Raw genomic sequence first — 17,191 nt, forward strand, 5'->3', positions numbered from 1 at the left:
TGCAAGTGAACAAAAAAGGGAAAAGCTGTGGATAACCTTTGGGATAAATACGCTAAGTCACCGTATCGCTGTGAATTCTTAGTTTAAGAGAGAAGTGATAAATAAATGCTGAATTTTCGTAAAAAAATTGATTGATTTCTTATTTCACTCTGTAGGTGAATGCGTTGGCCGCCATTTTTTGGCGGCCGATAGCGCTATGCTTCCCGCGTGCAGTGCAGCATATAGTTGACGTCAACGTTCGGACCAAGCCAAAAGCGCTGGCGCAGCGGATTGTAGTGAAGGCCAATAATGTGCTTTTCTCTTAGCGGCGTGTGGCTCACCCAGTCGATTAGCTCTGAAGGCCTGATAAACTTTTTGGCGTCGTGTGTGCCCTTGGGCACCATGCGCATCACGTATTCAGCGCCGACCACCAGCATCAGCCAGGCTTTGCTGTTGCGGTTAATGGTTGAAAAGAACACTTGTCCACCCGGCTTAACCAGCGCGGCACAGGCGTTTATCACTGACGCTGGGTCAGGGACATGCTCCAGCATTTCCATGCAGGTGACAACATCGTACTGGCCGGGCCGCTCTTGCGCAAGGCTTTCTACGGTTTGTTGGATATATTCAACCTCTACGCCGCTTTCCAAAGCGTGCAGTCGTGCAACCGCCAGCGGCTCTGTGCCCATGTCGAGGCCAGTGACTTTGGCGCCTTCTTTAGCCATGCTTTCAGAGAGAATGCCGCCGCCGCAGCCGACGTCGAGCACGCGTTTGCCGAACAGGCCGTCAGCGCGGTTTTGAATATAGTCCAGACGCAGCGGGTTGATTTGATGCAGCGGCTTAAATTCACCGTCAAGATCCCACCAGCGTGAAGCCATCGCTTCAAACTTGGCTATTTCATTAAGATCGACGTTCTCTGTCACGCTCATGGCTGGGTACCTGATAAATAAAACTGTAGGGGCGACAGTATACCCACAATTTTCGTCGGAAGGGAGTTAGGCTGTGTTGTATCACTGCCTCTGATAGCGGCGTTGAATCAAAATGACGGCTATCGCCGTTTACTGACAGCGGCGGGATACAGCCTTGAGGAAAAGTGGGGAATATTAGAAACCCCCGGCGGGATGTGATATAATTTTGCACCTTTTCGAGGCTAATAAATTTTGAGGGATAGCGGCTTCATGAGCGATCTTGCCAGAGAAATAATGCCGGTAAATATCGAGGACGAGCTAAGAACCTCGTACCTTGACTATGCGATGTCTGTAATTGTAGGGCGCGCACTGCCGGACGTTAGAGATGGACTTAAGCCCGTACACCGTCGCGTACTGTATGCGATGAGTGTACTCGGCAACGATTGGAATAAACCCTATAAGAAGTCGGCTCGTGTTGTAGGCGACGTTATCGGTAAATACCACCCTCACGGCGACAGTGCCGTCTATGACACTATTGTTCGCATGGCGCAGCCGTTTTCTCTGCGCTATTTGCTGGTTGACGGTCAGGGTAACTTCGGTTCCATCGACGGCGACTCCGCGGCGGCGATGCGTTATACCGAAATCCGCATGTCGAAGATGGCGCACGACCTGCTGGCGGATCTGGATAAAGAAACCGTAGACTTCGGGCCGAACTATGACGGCACCGAGCAGATCCCTACCGTGCTGCCGACTCGTGTTCCCAACCTGCTGGTAAACGGTTCTTCCGGTATCGCCGTGGGCATGGCGACCAACATTCCGCCTCACAACCTGGTTGAAGTGATTAACGGCTGCCTGGCCTATATCGATGATGAGCACATCACCCTTGAGGGGCTGATGGAACACATCCCGGGGCCGGACTTCCCGACAGCGGCGATCATTAACGGCCGTCGCGGCATTGAAGAAGCCTATCGCACCGGCCGCGGCAAAATCTATCTTCGCGCCCGCGCCGAGATCGAAACTGACGAGAAGGGCAGTAAAGAAACCATCATCGTTCATGAAATTCCCTATCAGGTGAACAAAGCTCGCCTGATTGAGAAAATCGCTGAGCTGGTGAAAGACAAGAAGGTCGAAGGCATCAGTGCGCTGCGCGACGAGTCCGATAAGGACGGTATGCGTATCGTGATTGAAGTCAAGCGTGATGCAGTCGCTGAAGTGGTGCTGAATAACCTTTATTCACAAACTCAGCTGCAGGTAACGTTTGGCATCAACATGGTGGCGCTGCACAACGGTCAGCCTAAGCTGCTGGGTCTGAAGGACATGCTGGAGGCGTTTGTTCGTCACCGTCGTGAAGTTGTCACTCGTCGCACCATCTTTGAACTGCGTAAAGCCCGTGAGCGTGCGCATATCCTTGAAGGCCTGGCGATTGCGCTGGCCAACATCGATCCGATCATTGAGCTTATCCGCGCTGCGGCAACGGCTGCTGAAGCGAAGGTTGGCCTGCTGGCTCGTCCTTGGGAGCTTGGTAACGTGGCGGCAATGCTGGAGCGCGCCGGTGACGACGCCGCTCGCCCAGAGTGGCTGGAGCCAGAGTACGGCATTCGTGACGGTAAGTACTACCTGACCGAACAGCAGGCTCAGGCGATCCTTGAGCTACGCCTGCACCGCCTGACCGGCCTTGAGCATGAAAAGCTGCTGGACGAATACAAAGAGCTGCTAGTGCAGATCGCTGCGCTGATTCTGATCTTAGAAAGCCCAGAGCGCCTGATGGAAGTGATCCGTGAAGAGCTGACGGCCATTCGCGATCAGTACAACGATCCGCGTCGTACTGAGATCACAGCCAATACCGCTGATATCAATATCGAAGACCTGATCGAGCAAGAGAACGTGGTTGTGACGCTGTCCCATCAGGGCTACGTCAAGTATCAGCCGCTGTCTGACTACGAGGCTCAGCGTCGCGGTGGTAAAGGTAAATCAGCGGCTCGTATTAAAGAAGAAGACTTTATTGAGCGCCTGCTGGTGGCGAATACCCACGATACAATCCTGTGCTTCTCTAGCCGGGGTCGTCTGTACTGGCTGAAAGTGTACCAATTGCCGGAAGCCAGCCGCGGTGCTCGCGGTCGCCCAATCATCAATATTCTGCCGCTGGAACAGGATGAGCGTATTACCGCCATTCTGCCGGTTCGCGAATATGAAGAGGGGCGCAATGTCTTTATGGCAACCGCTAATGGTACTGTGAAGAAAACTCAGTTAACTGAGTTCAGCCGTCCGCGCAGTGCGGGTATCATCGCAATCACTCTGAACGACGGTGACGAGCTGATCGGCGTTGACGTAACCGGCGGTGCTAACGAAGTGATGCTGTTCTCTGCCATGGGTAAAGTGGTTCGCTTCTCCGAGGCGGCGGTTCGCTCAATGGGCCGTACCGCAGCCGGCGTGCGCGGTATTCGTCTGGCTGAAGGCGATAAAGTGGTTTCTCTTATCGTCCCTTACGGCGTCGACAAGCCGCAGGTTCATGGCGATGAGGCGTTGGAAGACGACGCGCTGCTTAATGACGACCTGCCGGAAGAGGACGACGATGAGGGTGCAGAAGAAGCAACGTCCAACGGTATCGGCGATATTCTGACGGTAACAGAAAACGGCTTCGGCAAGCGCACTAGCCTGGACAGCTACCCGGCGAAGTCTCGCGGCACCAAGGGGGTTATCTCCATCAAGGTGAGTGAGCGTAACGGCAAGGTCGTTGGCGCAGTGCAGGTAGACGCCTGTGATCAAATCATGCTTATCACTGACGCTGGCACACTGGTTCGTACTCGCGTAGCGGAAGTCAGCGTTGTGGGCCGTAATGCCCAGGGCGTGACGATTATCCGTACGGCTGAAGACGAGCGGGTTGTTGGCCTACAGCGGGTTGCTGATGTTGAAGAAGATGATGAAAGCGCCTGCGATGAAGCGCTGATTGAAGGTTCTGATGCGGTAGAGTCTTCTGACGAAGAATAAGCTGCTTTAGTTCTTTCTTGCTAAAAAGCCGACGCGTTGAGCGTCGGCTTTTCTATTTATATAGCTTATAGAAATATATTACTGATAGGCTTCAAACCAGTCGTCAGCACTTTCCCAGGTTTGCTGAAGGATCTCGCTGACCAGCTCCTTATCGGACTTCATGCCGCCCAGCACGGTGATGTCGTTAGCGCTGCCGCGCCTAACTCTGACGCGGACGTCCGCAAAGTGACAAAACAGGCGCTTTTCCAATTCTTCTTTTAACGCCGCCTCGGCTCCGTTAGGAAGCACGTCTTCTTTACGTATGGAGATTTCAACCTGCATGATTGACCTCGATGGATAAAAAATACTGTATATATATATAGTATATTGAGATGAAAAAGATGGCAATGGGCAAAAGACGGGGTGGAAGAAGAAGGTGATGCGGCGATGATAAATACCAGTGAGAATAAGCCAGTAAATGTGGTGAGATCTCTAAACAGCACAAAAAAGAAAATCACGTCAGGATTGTATAAATCTCATTGTCATATCAGGGATTTGTTCTATTTTAGCGGGTAAGAAACAACTCCATTAAATGAAAGGGAATATCATGAAGTTAAAGTCTACTATTGTTGGGCTATTCAGCGTTGCGTTACTTGCAGGAAGCATGAGTGCATTTGCCGCTCAGGATGGAGAAGAACATTCATCGACGCCTGCCCATTCAGAGCAGTCTGCAGATCGCGATGATAAAAATGGCAAGAAGCGCCCAGAAGGTAAGCAGGGCAATCATCAGCGTAAGGATGGCAATAAGTCAAATAGCGATAAACAATCTGAAAAGCGCAAGGACGGGGAGAATAAGAAGCGCACTGACGGTAAGAAATCAGAGAAGCGCAAGGCTGGAGAAGGCAAGAAGCGTACTGACGGAAAGAGATCAGAAAAGCGCAAAAATGGGAATAACAGGAAGCCTACTGATGGAGCAGCTTCAGAGCAGCACCGCGATGAAGGTGATAAAAAGCCGGACTAAGATGATTAGTAGAGATTTGAAGCGGCGGCTTAATTCCGCCGTTTTTTTGTCTCTAATTTATGCCAGTATTCGGCATCATGAATTTTTTTCATGTTCCGTGAAATTTCCTCATTTGCCAGAAGGCTGACGGTGTGCCAATAATTAGACGTTCAGATGTTTAGACGTCTAATTATAAATGCACTGTATTCGCACTACCGAGGAGATACCCCATGCAGCCACAGCAAGCCCCCTTTCGCGCCGATATTGTCGGTAGTTTTCTGAGACCCGATGCTATCAAATCTGCTCGCGAGCGTTTTGCCAGCGGTGTGATAGACGCCGCGGCGCTGCGTCAGGTAGAAAACGACGCGATCCGAGCCTCAGTAGCACAGCAGTGCGCCTGTGGGCTACACGTTGTAACCGACGGTGAATTTCGTCGAGCGTGGTGGCATCTCGACTTTTTTGCTGAACTGGAGGGGGTAGAACTCTATAGCGCAGAGCAGGGTATTCAGTTTAAAGGTATCCAAACGAAGGCGCAAAGCGTACGGATAACGGGAAAAGTGGCCTTCGGCAACCACCCTATGCTGGAAGATTTTCGCTTTTTAAAGAGTATCAGCGGCAGCGCTCAGCCTAAAATGACTATTCCCAGTCCCAGCGTTTTGCACTTTCGCGGCGGAGCGGCGGCTATAGACCGGACGGTTTATCCTGACCTGAACGACTACTTTGACGATTTGGCAACCACGTGGCGTGATGCGATCCGTGCGTTTTATGACGCGGGATGTCGCTACTTGCAGCTGGATGACACGGTGTGGGCCTACCTGTGTTCTGACGAACAGCGCGCTGAGGTTCGTGCCAGAGGGGAAGACCCTGATGAATTGACCAGAATTTACGCCCGAGTGTTGAATAAGGCGCTGGAAGGGAAGCCAGAAGATCTTACTGTAGGGCTACACGTGTGCCGCGGCAACTTTCGTTCTCGATGGATTTCTGAAGGCGGCTATGAGCCTGTAGCAGAAGTGCTGTTTGGCACCGTTAACGTGGATGCCTTTTTCCTTGAGTACGATAACGACCGTTCCGGTGACTTCTCACCGCTGCGCTTTATTCGCCCGGGGAAACAGCGTGTAGTGCTGGGTTTGATTACCACAAAGAATGGCGAGTTGGAAAATCCTGAACTGATTAAAGCGCGCCTGAAAGAAGCCTCTGAATTTGTGGATCTTAATCAGGTGTGTTTAAGCCCGCAGTGCGGCTTTGCCTCAACGGAAGAGGGAATGCTATTACTGAACAACAGCAGTGGGACAAGGTGAAGCTGGTTACGGGCATTGCTGCTGAGATCTGGTAATTAACTGCACCATAAAAAAAGCCCGTCGCCGAGGAAGCGGCGGCGGGCTTTTTAGCGTTTTATTAGAACGAGAAGCGGTAGCCGCCGTTCACCTGACGCTGGTCAAACTTGCTGCCGGTTGAGCTGTCCAGATCGAGGTACAGCACGTGCTGCTTGCTCAACTGAGCGCTGACGCCAACGCCGTTGTTCCACCAGTTGCCCTTGAAGGTGTGCTTTTCCTTCGAGCCGTTCAGGCGATAGTCGACGTCGCCGTCAAACTCTCGAACCATGCCGGTTTTCAGGTAAACATTGACCTTATTGTCACCAGCGGACATCTCGTAGCCGAACAGCGCAGAGGCGCGGCCGGTCATGGAGCGGTAGCTGTCTAGGTCAACTTTCAGACCGTTAGACGCGGTGAGGGAAGTCGAATCCTGATGACCATAGGTAAACTGCGCCTGTGGTTCAAGATAGAATCCCTGACCGGCGGTGCCGAAAGAGAACTTCTGACCGGATTCCAGCGAGAAGCTCAGGCCGCTAGAGCTGCCGCTGCCGTCGACGGTGGCGTTCTGGCTGTCCTTGACGTTAAAGCTGTTCTTCACGCGGGAGTACTTGGCCACCGCATCCAGATAGAAGCCGCTGTCAGCCATATAGGTACCGTAGATACCGGCATTGCTGGACTTCGCCGTACCGTCGCCAGAGCGGTAGTCCGGGCTCGCGTGGGTTTGACCCAGGAAAGCACCGATAAACAGCGGCATATCCGCAGAAACGCGCTTGTCGGCACCGATTTGCATACCGCTGTAGCTCATGTCAAAGCTGCTGAGCTTGCCGCTGGAGAAGGAGTCAAACTTACCGGCAAAGCCGCGCAGCCACATGTCACCACGCTCGCCGTTCTGGCGCAGGTCGCCCATGCGCTGAAGCAGGGTTTGGTTTTCCGCGTAGTTCATCAGGTAACCAATGTTCAGGAAGTTGGCGCCCGCGTCGGCGGTGGTGGTAATTTCAGGGCCTGGGTTAGGCGTGCCGGGATCGGGGTTGCCCGGATTCGGCGGAGTAACAGGCTTAGGCGCACCGTACAGCTCCCAGTCGTTGCCGTTCTGGCGCACATCGTACAGGTAGCCGCCGAGTTCCACTTTGTTGGCCATGGCAAACTGAGCAGCGCCGTCGCTGGTTTCAACCACGGTCAGCACCTCGGTACCGTTGGTTTGCGCAGAGCCGTTGTTGAGCACATTCAGAACGTGGCTACCGGCAGAGGTGCCGGTCACGCGCAGCAGGTCACCCTGATTGTTGCCTGCGCCGTCGCCGACGATGTCAGTGCGCAGTACGAAAGTACCTGTACCGCTAAGGTCGTTGACGGTTAACACGTTTGGCGTGAAGGTACTGAAGGCGCTAACGGCAGGATTAAACAGCGAGACCGTACCACTGTTGAGAACTAACGCGTCAATATTGGAACTGCCGGGCATTGACCAAGATGCATTATCAACAGACACGTTAACTACACCAGTGCTGGCGCCGTCTGCATCCACATTAAGGCCGTTACCGGTCCAGTTGGCGCCGTTAGTCAGGTTCATCTGTAATGTAGAAACAAAGCTGCCTGTTTGGCGAGTTAATACGTCACCCTCTACGGCTGCGCCATCGAGAAGGTTGACTGTCATCGTTGAATCGCCAGTGCGAGCCGAGGCCAAAATGGCGCCTACTTTACCGTGAAGCAGTGTGGAGGAGCCTGAGGCGTCAACGATCATGTTGCCCTGAGTCATGTCGACTGCCCAGCCTTCGGCTTCGATCTGGCTGTTAGTCATCGTTAGTTTGGTGTCATTGACACCTCTAACTGCGGCGACGGCAGCTCTTTCAACAAAGACTTGGCTGTTGTTCAGTTCTGCAAAGCCGTTATTAAGCTGAATCGCTTGGGCGTTGTCTTTAATATTCAATACTGAATTATCAGCGATAAAGGTGCCATTACCGTTAACTAGTGCGCCAACGATGGTTTTATCACCGTAAACGTTTAGCGTCGAGTTTTTGAGGTTAAAGGCTGTGCCATTACCGCTCGCCCAAATAGCGTACAGACCTTCGGACTGATCTGCGGCATTGCTGGTGTAGTTTAGTTCAACATTGTCTAGAACAGGAGCCCCGCTAGCGCTGAACAGGACCTGTCCCTTAGTGCTGGTGACGGTACTGTTGGTGAGCTGGAAATCGTTACCGTCATTAATCAGGAACAGGTATCCTGCTCCCGGGCTTAGCACATCACTCTTGATTTCCAGATTATTGCCAGTAAAGGTATTTCCTGTTCCTAAGATCTGAATACTGTAAGTAATAAACTGGGTTTTTCCAACTGAGGAGACATTAAGCTTGGTATCTTCCAAGTGTGCTTCACTACCGTAGGTTACGTTGAGCATGTATCCCGATTTGGTTGTAAACTCAGAATTTTTGACATTCAGATACCCACCGGGTGTTTGACCCACTTTACCTAATTCAGCAAGAAACGTGATTTCAGTGCCATATCTTGATGATGAATTTAGCGTGAGGCCGTCAACATACATTTTCCCACCGGTAGTCACTCGCAGAGCAGGAGAGACGCTTGACGCGTTAACATGCTCAAAGGTACCGCCGTTGATATGCATTTCACCGCTGTTTGATGCAGCCAATCCATAGCCTGCATTTCGAGTACCGTTAATATCGACGGCAACGTTGTTAAGCGTTAGCTTTCCGCCGTCCACCAGAATGCCGTTATTGTTGCTGATAGTGATAGGGCTATCAGAGTTCCATACGGTTTCTGGGTCGCTGGCGGTAATTGTTTGAGGCGCAGTGACTGGGGCAGCGAGAAGGGGAGAAGCAACGCCTAGGCAGCCAGCCAAAATGCTCATCGATAAAAGGCTACGCCGCAGTGACCCTGTATTTATAGCGTGTTTATTTCTCATGGTTAATCCATTATCTCCTTGGCATGAGGGGTAAAAATGCATGATGGAGCTTGCCTGTTCTCCAAGGCATAGTTGTATTTTGTTTTTTTAAAAGAGTGTTTTTTGATTTTCTTTCTATTCTATATTAGTTGTTTTATTTTTTTTACTGAAATCGTTTTCACAGATCGATAGTTGATCAATCAATAGATAAAAGCTATTTATAGTCTTTTATCGATCGTTTAAATTAATTTTATGATAATGGGGTTTTTAAAATTTCATTAATATCAATTGATTATTCTTGGTGTGTTTTATGCGCATTTCTACCCTCAATAAAATAACGCATGAAATAGTTTTGTTTGTTCTTATGTTTCCTGATTATTAAAGAGTTGCATTCTGTTATTAATTCATTTATTTCTTTATTTTTTAAATGTGTTTAAGTTGATATTGTTTCTTTTGTCTTTATTTTTTGAGATTGTTTTTAGCTATTTTTAGCCCATAAAAGCTAAGAATAGGTTAATCGATGACAAACGCTTTGAAGGTAAGAGGGAGAAGGAAAAGAAGAGAAAAATAGCTCGGCTATTCTGAATTTAGAGCGAAAAAAATCAGCCGTGAAAGGCTGATTTTCTAGGGTAATTTGGTCGGCACGAGAGGATTTGAACCTCCGACCCCCGACACCCCATGACGGTGCGCTACCAGGCTGCGCTACGTGCCGAACAGGTGGCTAATACTACAGCTTATTTGTATGAATGCAAGAGCATAGCGGCTCGTTTGCTTTTGTTTTAATCAGTTATTATCCATTTTAGCGCTTTTTACGATTGGCTAATCAGGTTTGCTTTTAGGGCATTTCCAGTCGTGAGGACTTTCGGGGATTTTTTTACAGCACCGACGCCTTATGGTACCGGTGCTGTGTGCTACTTTACAGCGGGATTCGGCGGAGCTAGTTGGCCATAAATCGTCTGACTTCGGTTAAAACCTGTAACAGCAATGTCAGGCTAGGCTTTTGCTCCTGGCGCTGGTAGTCAGCGTCGTAGGTGCGGTAGCGTCCGCTGTCGCTGATTATCGTCGTCTGTTCCGGCGTGATCACTGCCAGCTGCTTGTTATCTCCCGCGGTTACCCAAGGCTGGCGGCGCTGAGGGGTGAACAGGTCTTCACCTTGCGTGTAGGTGCTGGCGGCGTTTCTGACGTACATCAGACGCTGCATCAGCGTTGCCATAACGTCCTCATGCCCTGTTAGCTTGGCAATCTTTTGCGCAGGCGTGTTTGGCCAGTGAACAATGAGAGGAACCTGTAGCTGGTAGCGGCTGTAGTTTTGACCAAATCCTACTGAGTGCTTGCCGGTTTCGTTAAACTCAACGCCGTGAGCCGCGGTAATGACGACAATGGTGTTCTCTAGGAGGCCGCGCTGGGAAAGGGTATTCATTACGGCTTCGATTTGCGCATCAATATCGGTTGCAGAGCTTTGGTAACGCTGAATAAAGGCGTTCAGATCGCCGTTTGTCGCAGCGGCAAGATCGCCGTTGTTATATTGAATATAGGAGAACCAGGCGTCGCCTTCAGTGCGTTTTTCTAACCATTCCTGCCATTGAGCCGTTGTGGCTTTGTTGCTTTGACCAATAGGCTGAGGCAGAGAGAAGTCCGCCAGCAGGGCCTGACGGTACAGCGGTGCGTTAAAGGCTGATGATGAAAATAGGCCAAACTGGTAGTTTCGATACGTCAGCGATGAGATCAGCGCTGATGGTTTTCTTCCTGCTAAAACACCGTCAATATAGGTCGGTGAAATGCCGTAGAATAGGCCAAACAGGCCGGTATCCTGTCGATTTCCACTGCTGTAGTGCTGGGTAAACTGGATATTTTCATCGGCAAGTGCAGAGAGCTTTGGCATGTCCTGCGGTAGGCTCTGGTTACGAATGCCGTCAGCGACAATCATCAGCAGATTATAGCGAGGTGTTTCATCCAGATAGCTGAGTTTGGCAAGGGGATATTCCACTTCAACCGCTTCAGGGTTGCCCTGCGTTGCCAGCTTGTCCTGATAGGCCTGTGCGTCCAGAAGACCGTGCTTTTCAAGAAATCGTCTGGCGGTCATAGGATAGGACAGCGGCAGGTTAGAGCGCTGCATGGTAATAGGGCGATAGAAGTTAGCGTCGGCCCATATGTAGGCCAAATGGGTAAACATAAAGGCCATAATGAAAACCCCTGCCAGAGGGCGACCAAACCGTTGCCGGTTCAGGCTGCGGAGCTTCTGCCAGCTCCATGTGCCAAACAGCATCTCAACCAGAAAGATAACGGGAATGCTGATAAACAGAAGCTGCCAGTCTCGAGCCAGTTCACTTTCTTCCGGGTTAATCAGCAGGCTCCAGACTGTTGGGTTGAGGTGCAGTCGGAAGCGAAAAAAGACTTCAGTATCGATGATTAGCAGCGTTAGCCCTGCGGTCGCCAACACCGCAGACAGCACCCGCATCAGCCGTTGAGACATCACGACAAACGTCAGGGGAAACAGGATCAGCAAATAAACGGCAAACGCCAGAAAGCTAAAGTGCCCCAGCCAGCTTACTAGAGCGTAGATTCGGCCAAACAGTGTTGAGGGCCAGTCTGTGACGAACAGATAGCGGCTGCTCAGAACTAGGCTGAGTATGATGTTAAAGAGAGCAAACCAGTGCCCCCAGCTTATCATCTGGGAGACTTTCTCTTTATAGGGCTGACGGGTTATCACCATGTTTACGCTATTTTCGTTCTGTAAACGCCTTAAAGGCTGTCTCATCAGGCTATTACTTGCCAGTTTGAATCTGGGCAGTGCTCAGCATCTTCACGTACTGCTTGTACGCGTCGGTTTACTCGCAGCGCTCAAACTGACTGCGCCATGTACGCCTACTGAGATAGGTTCTTAGTGGGCTTTATCTTCTTTAATCGAAGCCTGAAGGGCTTCAACAAAAGAGCGAACGATCGCCGGACGAACGGCGGGAGCAATGCTGGTATTAATCAGGTTAGTCACCATATTGCCTAACACCATGAGTGACAGGTCGGTAGGTGTCTTTCTGTTTTCAAGAACCTGAACCAGCTCGGCCAGCAGTTTTTCTACGTGCTCATCGCTATAACGGGACGATTGTGGCATAGATTTGCGCTTATCTACTTATTTAATGCATTAAGGCTGCTTATACTACCGTATTGCCCGAGTATTTTCTGTAGTTTATGCAGAAAATATTCCGCTCTTATCTTATTGTGCGACGCTTGAGAAGGCGTTTACATTTCTTCGGCCTGCGACAGTGTGCTAAAAAAGGTATAGTTCATTAATTACCGCAGTGCGAAGCGTCTGTCGGAACGACACATTTTAATAGATACCAACGGCAACCCGTACTATCATTCTCGGCCATTACGACCGAATGACTGAATATCGCATGACTACCGTACACGAAACGTGCAGAGAAACGTGCGCAGAGGAATCCCCATGAGCCTGAATATTGACCATATTATTTTACACCAGCTCATTAAACGCGATGAGCAAACGCTGGAAATGGTTTTAAGGGACTCACCCCTTGAAGCTAACGCGGCAACGGAAGCCATGGTCGAAGAGCTTCACCGTATTTATACCGGTAAAAGCAAAGCGTTTGGGCTATTTAATCAGGAAAGCGCTTTTGCGGAAGCGTTGAAAAACAACCGTCGCGGTGAGCAGACCTTTTTAGACTTTACCCGCGATAGCACTCAAAGGCTGCGCGATGAGCTGGCCAAATATCCGTTTGCTGAAGGCGGCATCGTTGTCTTTTGTCAGTACCGCTTTCTGGCCGTTGAGTACCTGCTGGTGGCGGTGCTCAGCAGCTGTAGCAGCATGCTGGTGAATGAGCAGTTGGATATTACTACCACTAACTATCTTGATTTGGATCGGGCTGATATTGTCGCCAGAGTTGATTTGACTGAGTGGGAAACTAATCCTGAGTCAGTGCGTTATCTGACGTTTTTACGGGGAAGGGTAGGCAGAAAAGTGTCTGACTTCTTCATGGACTTTCTTTCTGCCGCCGAAGGGCTGGACACCAAAGCGCAAAACCGCGGCCTGCTTCAGGCAGTGGACGACTACTGCGCTGAAGGGCAACTGGATAAGGGTGAACGTCAATCCTACCGTCAGCAGGTTTATACTTACTGCAACGGGCAGCTTCAGGCGGGAGAAGAGATTGAAATCGACGCGCTGGCAAAAGAGCTACCGCCAGTGGGAGAAAAAGACTTCCGCCAGTTTACGCAGGATAACGGCTATCAGCTGGAGGATCACTTTCCTGCAGATCGCGGGACGCTAAAGCAGCTGACCAAGTTTAACGGCAGCGGTGGCGGCGTAACGATAAGCTTTGATGCACTGCTGCTTGGCGAGCGGGTTTTCTGGGATCCGGCGACAGATACGCTGACCCTGAAGGGGCTACCGCCAAATCTGAGAGACCAGCTGCAGCGCCGCATGAGCGGTGGCGATAACTAGCTAGCTGAGTTGGATATCAGCCAAATAAAAACGCCGCGTATAATACGCGGCGTTTTTATTGATAACTGGCGAACCAGTCATCGGCTTCGGTGTGGCAATTAAGCGCGAACGAAGTCGATGTGAGCTAGCTTTGGCTTGAACGGATGGCGCTGTACAGCCTGTACTTTGACTTTAACAGACTTACCATCGATAACCAGAGTCAGACCGTCTTCGTAGAAGCCAGGCTTGGCCTGCATGTTCATAACGAGGTCGTGATCCAGTTGGATAGCAACAGGCTTCTCGGTGCCGCCGTAAACGATGGCTGGAAACTTGTTAGCATGACGCAGGCGGCGGCTCGCACTCTTTCCCTGCTCGGTACGTACTTCAGCATTCAGTGTAAACATGATGTTTTCTCTTTAAAAAAATGATACCCGCTACAGGCGACCCAGCAGCGGGTTTTAGTGTCTTGTGCTTTAAAAGCCGGTGGATTCTAGCGAAATTTTAACCGCACGGCAAATAAAACCGCTATCCCCGCAGCTCATTGGCTCGGCGATAGCGCCCCTGATAGTCGAACATTTTTTCCCGCACGCGCCAAAACTCACCCTGTAGATAGGCCACCACGAAGTCGGGATGGCGAAGCTTTTGCTGCTGGGAAATAATGTCTGCCGCGTCGTTCCAGATAAAGGGAACTCCCGGTGCCTTGTGGTGCGGCAGAAGGAATTTCTGCGTAAATACCGTGCGCTGTGCCGGGGTTTTGAGCCGAAACCGTTCGCTGACGTCTGCACCGTCTTCATCATAGTAAGTCACGCTGAGCCATTCGCCTTTGTCATCCTGCCCGCGCTTAAGAGTCATACCCGAACAGCGTAATACTTTGGCGTTTTTTAGGTTTAGGGCGTCTTTTAGCATATCGTCAGGATCGACCAGCACTTCATGGCACTGGTGGCACCGCCGTGCGGCAATGTCGTTTTCTGCACCACAGTGGGGGCAGCTCTTGAAGCGAAAGCGGTAGTCGCACTGTTCACGATGGCCTTCGTCATCTTCCAGAATGCCCTGACAGCGCCTGCCGTAGTGTTCTATGACTTCGCCGCTGGGGCCGCATTTGCCCCAAAAAGTGTTGGCAAACCCACAGGCAGGGCAGAAAACCTGCACCGGCTGGCTGTCTCCTTTGGGCTTGGCTCCGCCGACTTCTGGCGTATAGAGATCGTAGGGGTTGCCTGCATAGTCAAGAATCAGACAGTCTGTTTTACCCGGAAACAGCCGCAGACCGCGACCGACAATCTGCTGATAAAGGCTTACCGATTCAGTAGGGCGTAAAATAGCAATTAAATCGACGTGGGGAGCGTCAAACCCGGTAGTCAGCACTGCGACGTTAACCATATACCGCAAATGCTGGTGCTTAAATTCGTCAATCAGCCGATCGCGCTCAGCAGGGGGCGTATTGGCGCTGATAAGCGCGGCACTGCCCGTAGGAAGCAGCCCGAAAACCTCTTTGGCGTGCTCTACCGTGGCGCAGAAAATCATGACGCCTTTGCGGCTCTCTGCGTACTCTTCTATCTGGCTGACAATATGGGGAGTAATACGCCGCTGACGCTTGATTTCACGGTTAAGGTCAACTTCACGAAACAGGCCGCTGCTGCTGGCTTCAAGCCGACTGAAGTCATACTGTACGACAGGCATGTCCAGCCGGTTGGGTTCAACCAGAAAGTGATGCTTGATCATGTAACGCAGCGGCAGCTCATAAATACAGTCGCGAAACAGGCTGTTTTCATCACCGCGAACCATACCGTGATAGTGATACTGGTAAATCCATCCTTTCCCCAGACGATAGGGCGTCGCCGTTAATCCGAGCAGGCACAGTTTGGGATTTTTACTGCGCAAGTGAGAGACGATCTGCTGATACTGACTGTCTTCATCGTCACTGATGCGGTGACACTCGTCGACAATCAATAGAGAAAAGCTGTCGCTAAAGGCCTCAAGGCTACGGGCTACAGACTGAACGCTGCCAAAAACGACGTTGGCTGAGCTCTGCTTTTGATTCAATCCAGCAGAGAAAATGTCCGCCTCAAGGCCGTAGGCTCGATACTTGGCGTGGTTTTGCGCCACTAGCTCTTTAACGTGGGCGAGCACCAGCACTTTGCCGCGAGCCAGCCGAGCCAGCTCTGCAATGACCAGACTTTTCCCCGCGCCCGTGGGCAGCACAATAAGCGCCGCATCCTGACGCTGACGAAAATAGCGCAGCGTGGCCTCAACGGCCTCCTGCTGATAGGGACGAAGCGTAAACGCCATTAGTGACTACAGATTTTACTGGCCTGTGTGGTAAATCCCGCCTCAGTGGGCACAAACTTTCCTTTACTGGCCAGAAAGTCCACCAGCTCCGCGGCGGTAAGGTTTTGCTTTGAGCAGGTATGAAAGCGAGCGTCCAGCCCAAAGCGGGCATGAACAGCGGCAATCAGGCTTTCTGTTGAATAGGCTTCGGATGACGCCAGCATCATTTCCAAAACCTGATGACCGTGAATAGAAGACGTAGACATAAGAAGATCTCTTTAAGTGGAACCACGCTGCTATTATGCCTTTATGCGTGATTCAGCGCGAGTCCCTGTGGGCTTAAAGGCGCGGCGAGGATATACTGTGCCATCATTTTTTCTCTCTTGGAAAGCAAGATGCGTTTGGACAAGTTTTTATCACAGCAACTGGGCATTAGCCGTAATCTGGTTGGTCGTGAACTGCGGGCAGGCAGGGTGACCGTTAACGGTGACATCGTGAAAAGCGGCTCCGAAAAAATTCAGCCGGATGACGAGGTGGCCTATGACGGAAACGTGCTACAGCAGTTGAACGGGCCACGCTACTTTATGCTGAACAAGCCAGAAGGATACGTGTGTTCAACGGACGACCCGATTAATCCGACGATACTCTATTTTATCGATGAACCCGTGGCGGAAAAGCTTCATGCAGCGGGGCGGTTGGATATGGACACCACAGGATTAGTATTGCTGACCGATGACGGGCAGTGGTCTCACCGCGTAACCTCACCAAAGCACCACTGTGAGAAAGCCTATTTAGTGACGCTGGCGCATCCTCTGGCGGCGGACACTGCAGAGCAGTTTACTGCTGGTGTACAGCTTCACGGCGAGAAACACTTGACCAAGCCTGCTGCGTTGGAGGTTATTGATGAGCATCAGGTTCGACTAACGATTTCAGAGGGGCGTTACCATCAGGTCAAACGGATGTTTGCCGCTGTAGGGAATCACGTGGTGGCGCTACACCGTGAGCGGATTGGTGAAATTGCTCTGGATCCGACGCTAGAGCCGGGAGAGTACCGTGCGCTGACCGAACAAGAAGTGGGTTCCATTTACGGTAGCGGAATGGATTAATCAGCTTGTCTTTGAGTACATTTCATTAACTTAAATTTAAATTTTTTCAGTAATATACTGATTTTACTATTTGCAGGATGACGTCAAGTCATCCGTGTTTTCTGCAGCATTCCTAATGCTAATGAAGTTACATAACTTGAGTATCATTGTGTAGCTCTCATTAACAGACCAAAAGGCAACGTTTGTTGCTGAATCGATTTCTTATTCTTCCTTCAATCACGGGAAAAATGTGCCTTCTACTCTTCTGAGACAGCGTTGATTTGTGTTTCTCGCCTTAACGTTTTGTGCAAAATAAACGAAATATTAACAGAATAGTGCGCAATGTCCTTTACGATGT

Annotated in this window: 12 protein-coding genes, 1 tRNA gene and 1 pseudogene; 5 read left to right on the forward strand and 9 right to left on the reverse strand. The window is 50.8% G+C overall.

Translation table 11 applies throughout. The features are described 5' to 3' along the window. Nucleotides 1-194: 194 nt before the first annotated feature. Complete coding sequence (gene ubiG / locus DQM29_RS06290; protein ID WP_111739899.1) at nucleotides 195-905, reverse strand: bifunctional 2-polyprenyl-6-hydroxyphenol methylase/3-demethylubiquinol 3-O-methyltransferase UbiG; 711 nt, start codon at nucleotides 903-905, stop codon at nucleotides 195-197. A 249-nt stretch (nucleotides 906-1,154) separates the two neighbouring features. Here ubiG and gyrA point away from each other — a divergent pair, with 249 nt between their 5' ends. Then, nucleotides 1,155-3,872 carry a DNA topoisomerase (ATP-hydrolyzing) subunit A gene (gene gyrA / locus DQM29_RS06295; RefSeq protein WP_111739900.1) on the forward strand — a complete coding sequence of 906 codons (2,718 nt, stop codon included), beginning with the start codon at nucleotides 1,155-1,157 and terminating at the stop codon, nucleotides 3,870-3,872. Nucleotides 3,873-3,950: 78 nt separating this feature from the next. On the opposite strand, the gene DQM29_RS06300 is transcribed toward gyrA, so the two are convergent. Beyond that, the gene (locus tag DQM29_RS06300; protein ID WP_111739901.1) at nucleotides 3,951-4,193 is read right to left on the reverse strand and encodes a DinI-like family protein; all 243 of its coding nucleotides are present in this window, start codon (nucleotides 4,191-4,193) and stop codon (nucleotides 3,951-3,953) included. Between the two features lie 265 nt (nucleotides 4,194-4,458). On the opposite strand from DQM29_RS06300, the gene DQM29_RS06305 reads away from it, so the two are divergent. Both DQM29_RS06305 and DQM29_RS06310 read left to right on the forward strand, forming a co-directional pair. After that, a complete protein-coding gene (locus DQM29_RS06305; protein ID WP_111739902.1) occupies nucleotides 4,459-4,872 on the forward strand; it encodes a hypothetical protein in 414 nt (137 codons plus the stop codon). Nucleotides 4,873-5,081: 209 nt separating this feature from the next. Further along, nucleotides 5,082-6,184 (forward strand): annotated as a pseudogene (locus DQM29_RS06310) (cobalamin-independent methionine synthase II family protein). Nucleotides 6,185-6,246: 62 nt separating this feature from the next. Here the strand turns inward: DQM29_RS06310 and DQM29_RS06315 are convergent. From DQM29_RS06315 to DQM29_RS06330, 4 genes are all read right to left on the reverse strand, one after another. Next, nucleotides 6,247-9,072 (reverse strand): autotransporter outer membrane beta-barrel domain-containing protein, encoded by a 2,826-nt coding sequence (locus DQM29_RS06315; RefSeq protein WP_241966739.1) that lies wholly within the window; start codon nucleotides 9,070-9,072, stop codon nucleotides 6,247-6,249. 614 nt (nucleotides 9,073-9,686) lie between these two features. Further along, nucleotides 9,687-9,763, reverse strand: a tRNA-Pro gene (locus tag DQM29_RS06320). 225 nt (nucleotides 9,764-9,988) lie between these two features. After that, on the reverse strand, nucleotides 9,989-11,764 hold the full coding sequence (gene yejM / locus DQM29_RS06325; RefSeq protein WP_111739904.1) for an LPS biosynthesis-modulating metalloenzyme YejM: 1,776 nt from the start codon (nucleotides 11,762-11,764) through the stop codon (nucleotides 9,989-9,991). Nucleotides 11,765-11,932: 168 nt separating this feature from the next. Continuing rightward, entirely contained in the window at nucleotides 11,933-12,160 is a 228-nt protein-coding gene (locus tag DQM29_RS06330) for a YejL family protein (RefSeq protein WP_111739905.1), read from the reverse strand. A gap of 333 nt (nucleotides 12,161-12,493) precedes the next feature. Between DQM29_RS06330 and yejK the strand changes: the two genes are divergently transcribed. Next, the gene (gene yejK / locus DQM29_RS06335) at nucleotides 12,494-13,504 is read left to right on the forward strand and encodes a nucleoid-associated protein YejK (RefSeq protein ID WP_111739906.1); all 1,011 of its coding nucleotides are present in this window, start codon (nucleotides 12,494-12,496) and stop codon (nucleotides 13,502-13,504) included. Between the two features lie 98 nt (nucleotides 13,505-13,602). Here yejK and rplY read toward each other — a convergent pair whose 3' ends face one another. The 3 genes from rplY to DQM29_RS06350 all read right to left on the reverse strand — a co-directional run bounded on the left by rplY (nucleotide 13,603) and on the right by DQM29_RS06350 (nucleotide 16,014). Further along, nucleotides 13,603-13,887 (reverse strand): 50S ribosomal protein L25, encoded by a 285-nt coding sequence (gene rplY / locus DQM29_RS06340; protein ID WP_111739907.1) that lies wholly within the window; start codon nucleotides 13,885-13,887, stop codon nucleotides 13,603-13,605. Nucleotides 13,888-14,008: 121 nt separating this feature from the next. Further along, a complete protein-coding gene (radD, locus tag DQM29_RS06345; protein WP_111739908.1) occupies nucleotides 14,009-15,769 on the reverse strand; it encodes a DNA repair helicase RadD in 1,761 nt (586 codons plus the stop codon). Further along, entirely contained in the window at nucleotides 15,769-16,014 is a 246-nt protein-coding gene (locus DQM29_RS06350; RefSeq protein ID WP_111739909.1) for a YecH family metal-binding protein, read from the reverse strand. Before DQM29_RS06350 ends, radD begins: the two co-directional genes overlap by 1 nt. A 129-nt stretch (nucleotides 16,015-16,143) precedes the next feature. Between DQM29_RS06350 and rsuA the strand changes: the two genes are divergently transcribed. Then, nucleotides 16,144-16,854: a 16S rRNA pseudouridine(516) synthase RsuA gene (gene rsuA / locus DQM29_RS06355; protein ID WP_111739910.1), complete on the forward strand. Its 711-nt coding sequence runs from the start codon at nucleotides 16,144-16,146 to the stop codon at nucleotides 16,852-16,854. Nucleotides 16,855-17,191 lie beyond the last annotated feature (337 nt).

It is taken from the genome of Leminorella richardii (genome assembly GCF_900478135.1).
GTDB classification, from domain to species: Bacteria; Pseudomonadota; Gammaproteobacteria; order Enterobacterales; family Enterobacteriaceae; genus Leminorella; species Leminorella richardii.

Coding starts and splice junctions, on each gene's coding strand:
- ubiG (WP_111739899.1), bottom strand. CDS start 905: ATGAGCGTGACAGAGAACGTCGATCTTAATGAAATAGCCAAGTTTGAA.
- gyrA (WP_111739900.1), top strand. CDS start 1,155: ATGAGCGATCTTGCCAGAGAAATAATGCCGGTAAATATCGAGGACGAG.
- DQM29_RS06300 (WP_111739901.1), bottom strand. CDS start 4,193: ATGCAGGTTGAAATCTCCATACGTAAAGAAGACGTGCTTCCTAACGGA.
- DQM29_RS06305 (WP_111739902.1), top strand. CDS start 4,459: ATGAAGTTAAAGTCTACTATTGTTGGGCTATTCAGCGTTGCGTTACTT.
- DQM29_RS06315 (WP_241966739.1), bottom strand. CDS start 9,072: ATGAGAAATAAACACGCTATAAATACAGGGTCACTGCGGCGTAGCCTT.
- yejM (WP_111739904.1), bottom strand. CDS start 11,764: ATGGTGATAACCCGTCAGCCCTATAAAGAGAAAGTCTCCCAGATGATA.
- DQM29_RS06330 (WP_111739905.1), bottom strand. CDS start 12,160: ATGCCACAATCGTCCCGTTATAGCGATGAGCACGTAGAAAAACTGCTG.
- yejK (WP_111739906.1), top strand. CDS start 12,494: ATGAGCCTGAATATTGACCATATTATTTTACACCAGCTCATTAAACGC.
- rplY (WP_111739907.1), bottom strand. CDS start 13,887: ATGTTTACACTGAATGCTGAAGTACGTACCGAGCAGGGAAAGAGTGCG.
- radD (WP_111739908.1), bottom strand. CDS start 15,769: ATGGCGTTTACGCTTCGTCCCTATCAGCAGGAGGCCGTTGAGGCCACG.
- DQM29_RS06350 (WP_111739909.1), bottom strand. CDS start 16,014: ATGTCTACGTCTTCTATTCACGGTCATCAGGTTTTGGAAATGATGCTG.
- rsuA (WP_111739910.1), top strand. CDS start 16,144: ATGCGTTTGGACAAGTTTTTATCACAGCAACTGGGCATTAGCCGTAAT.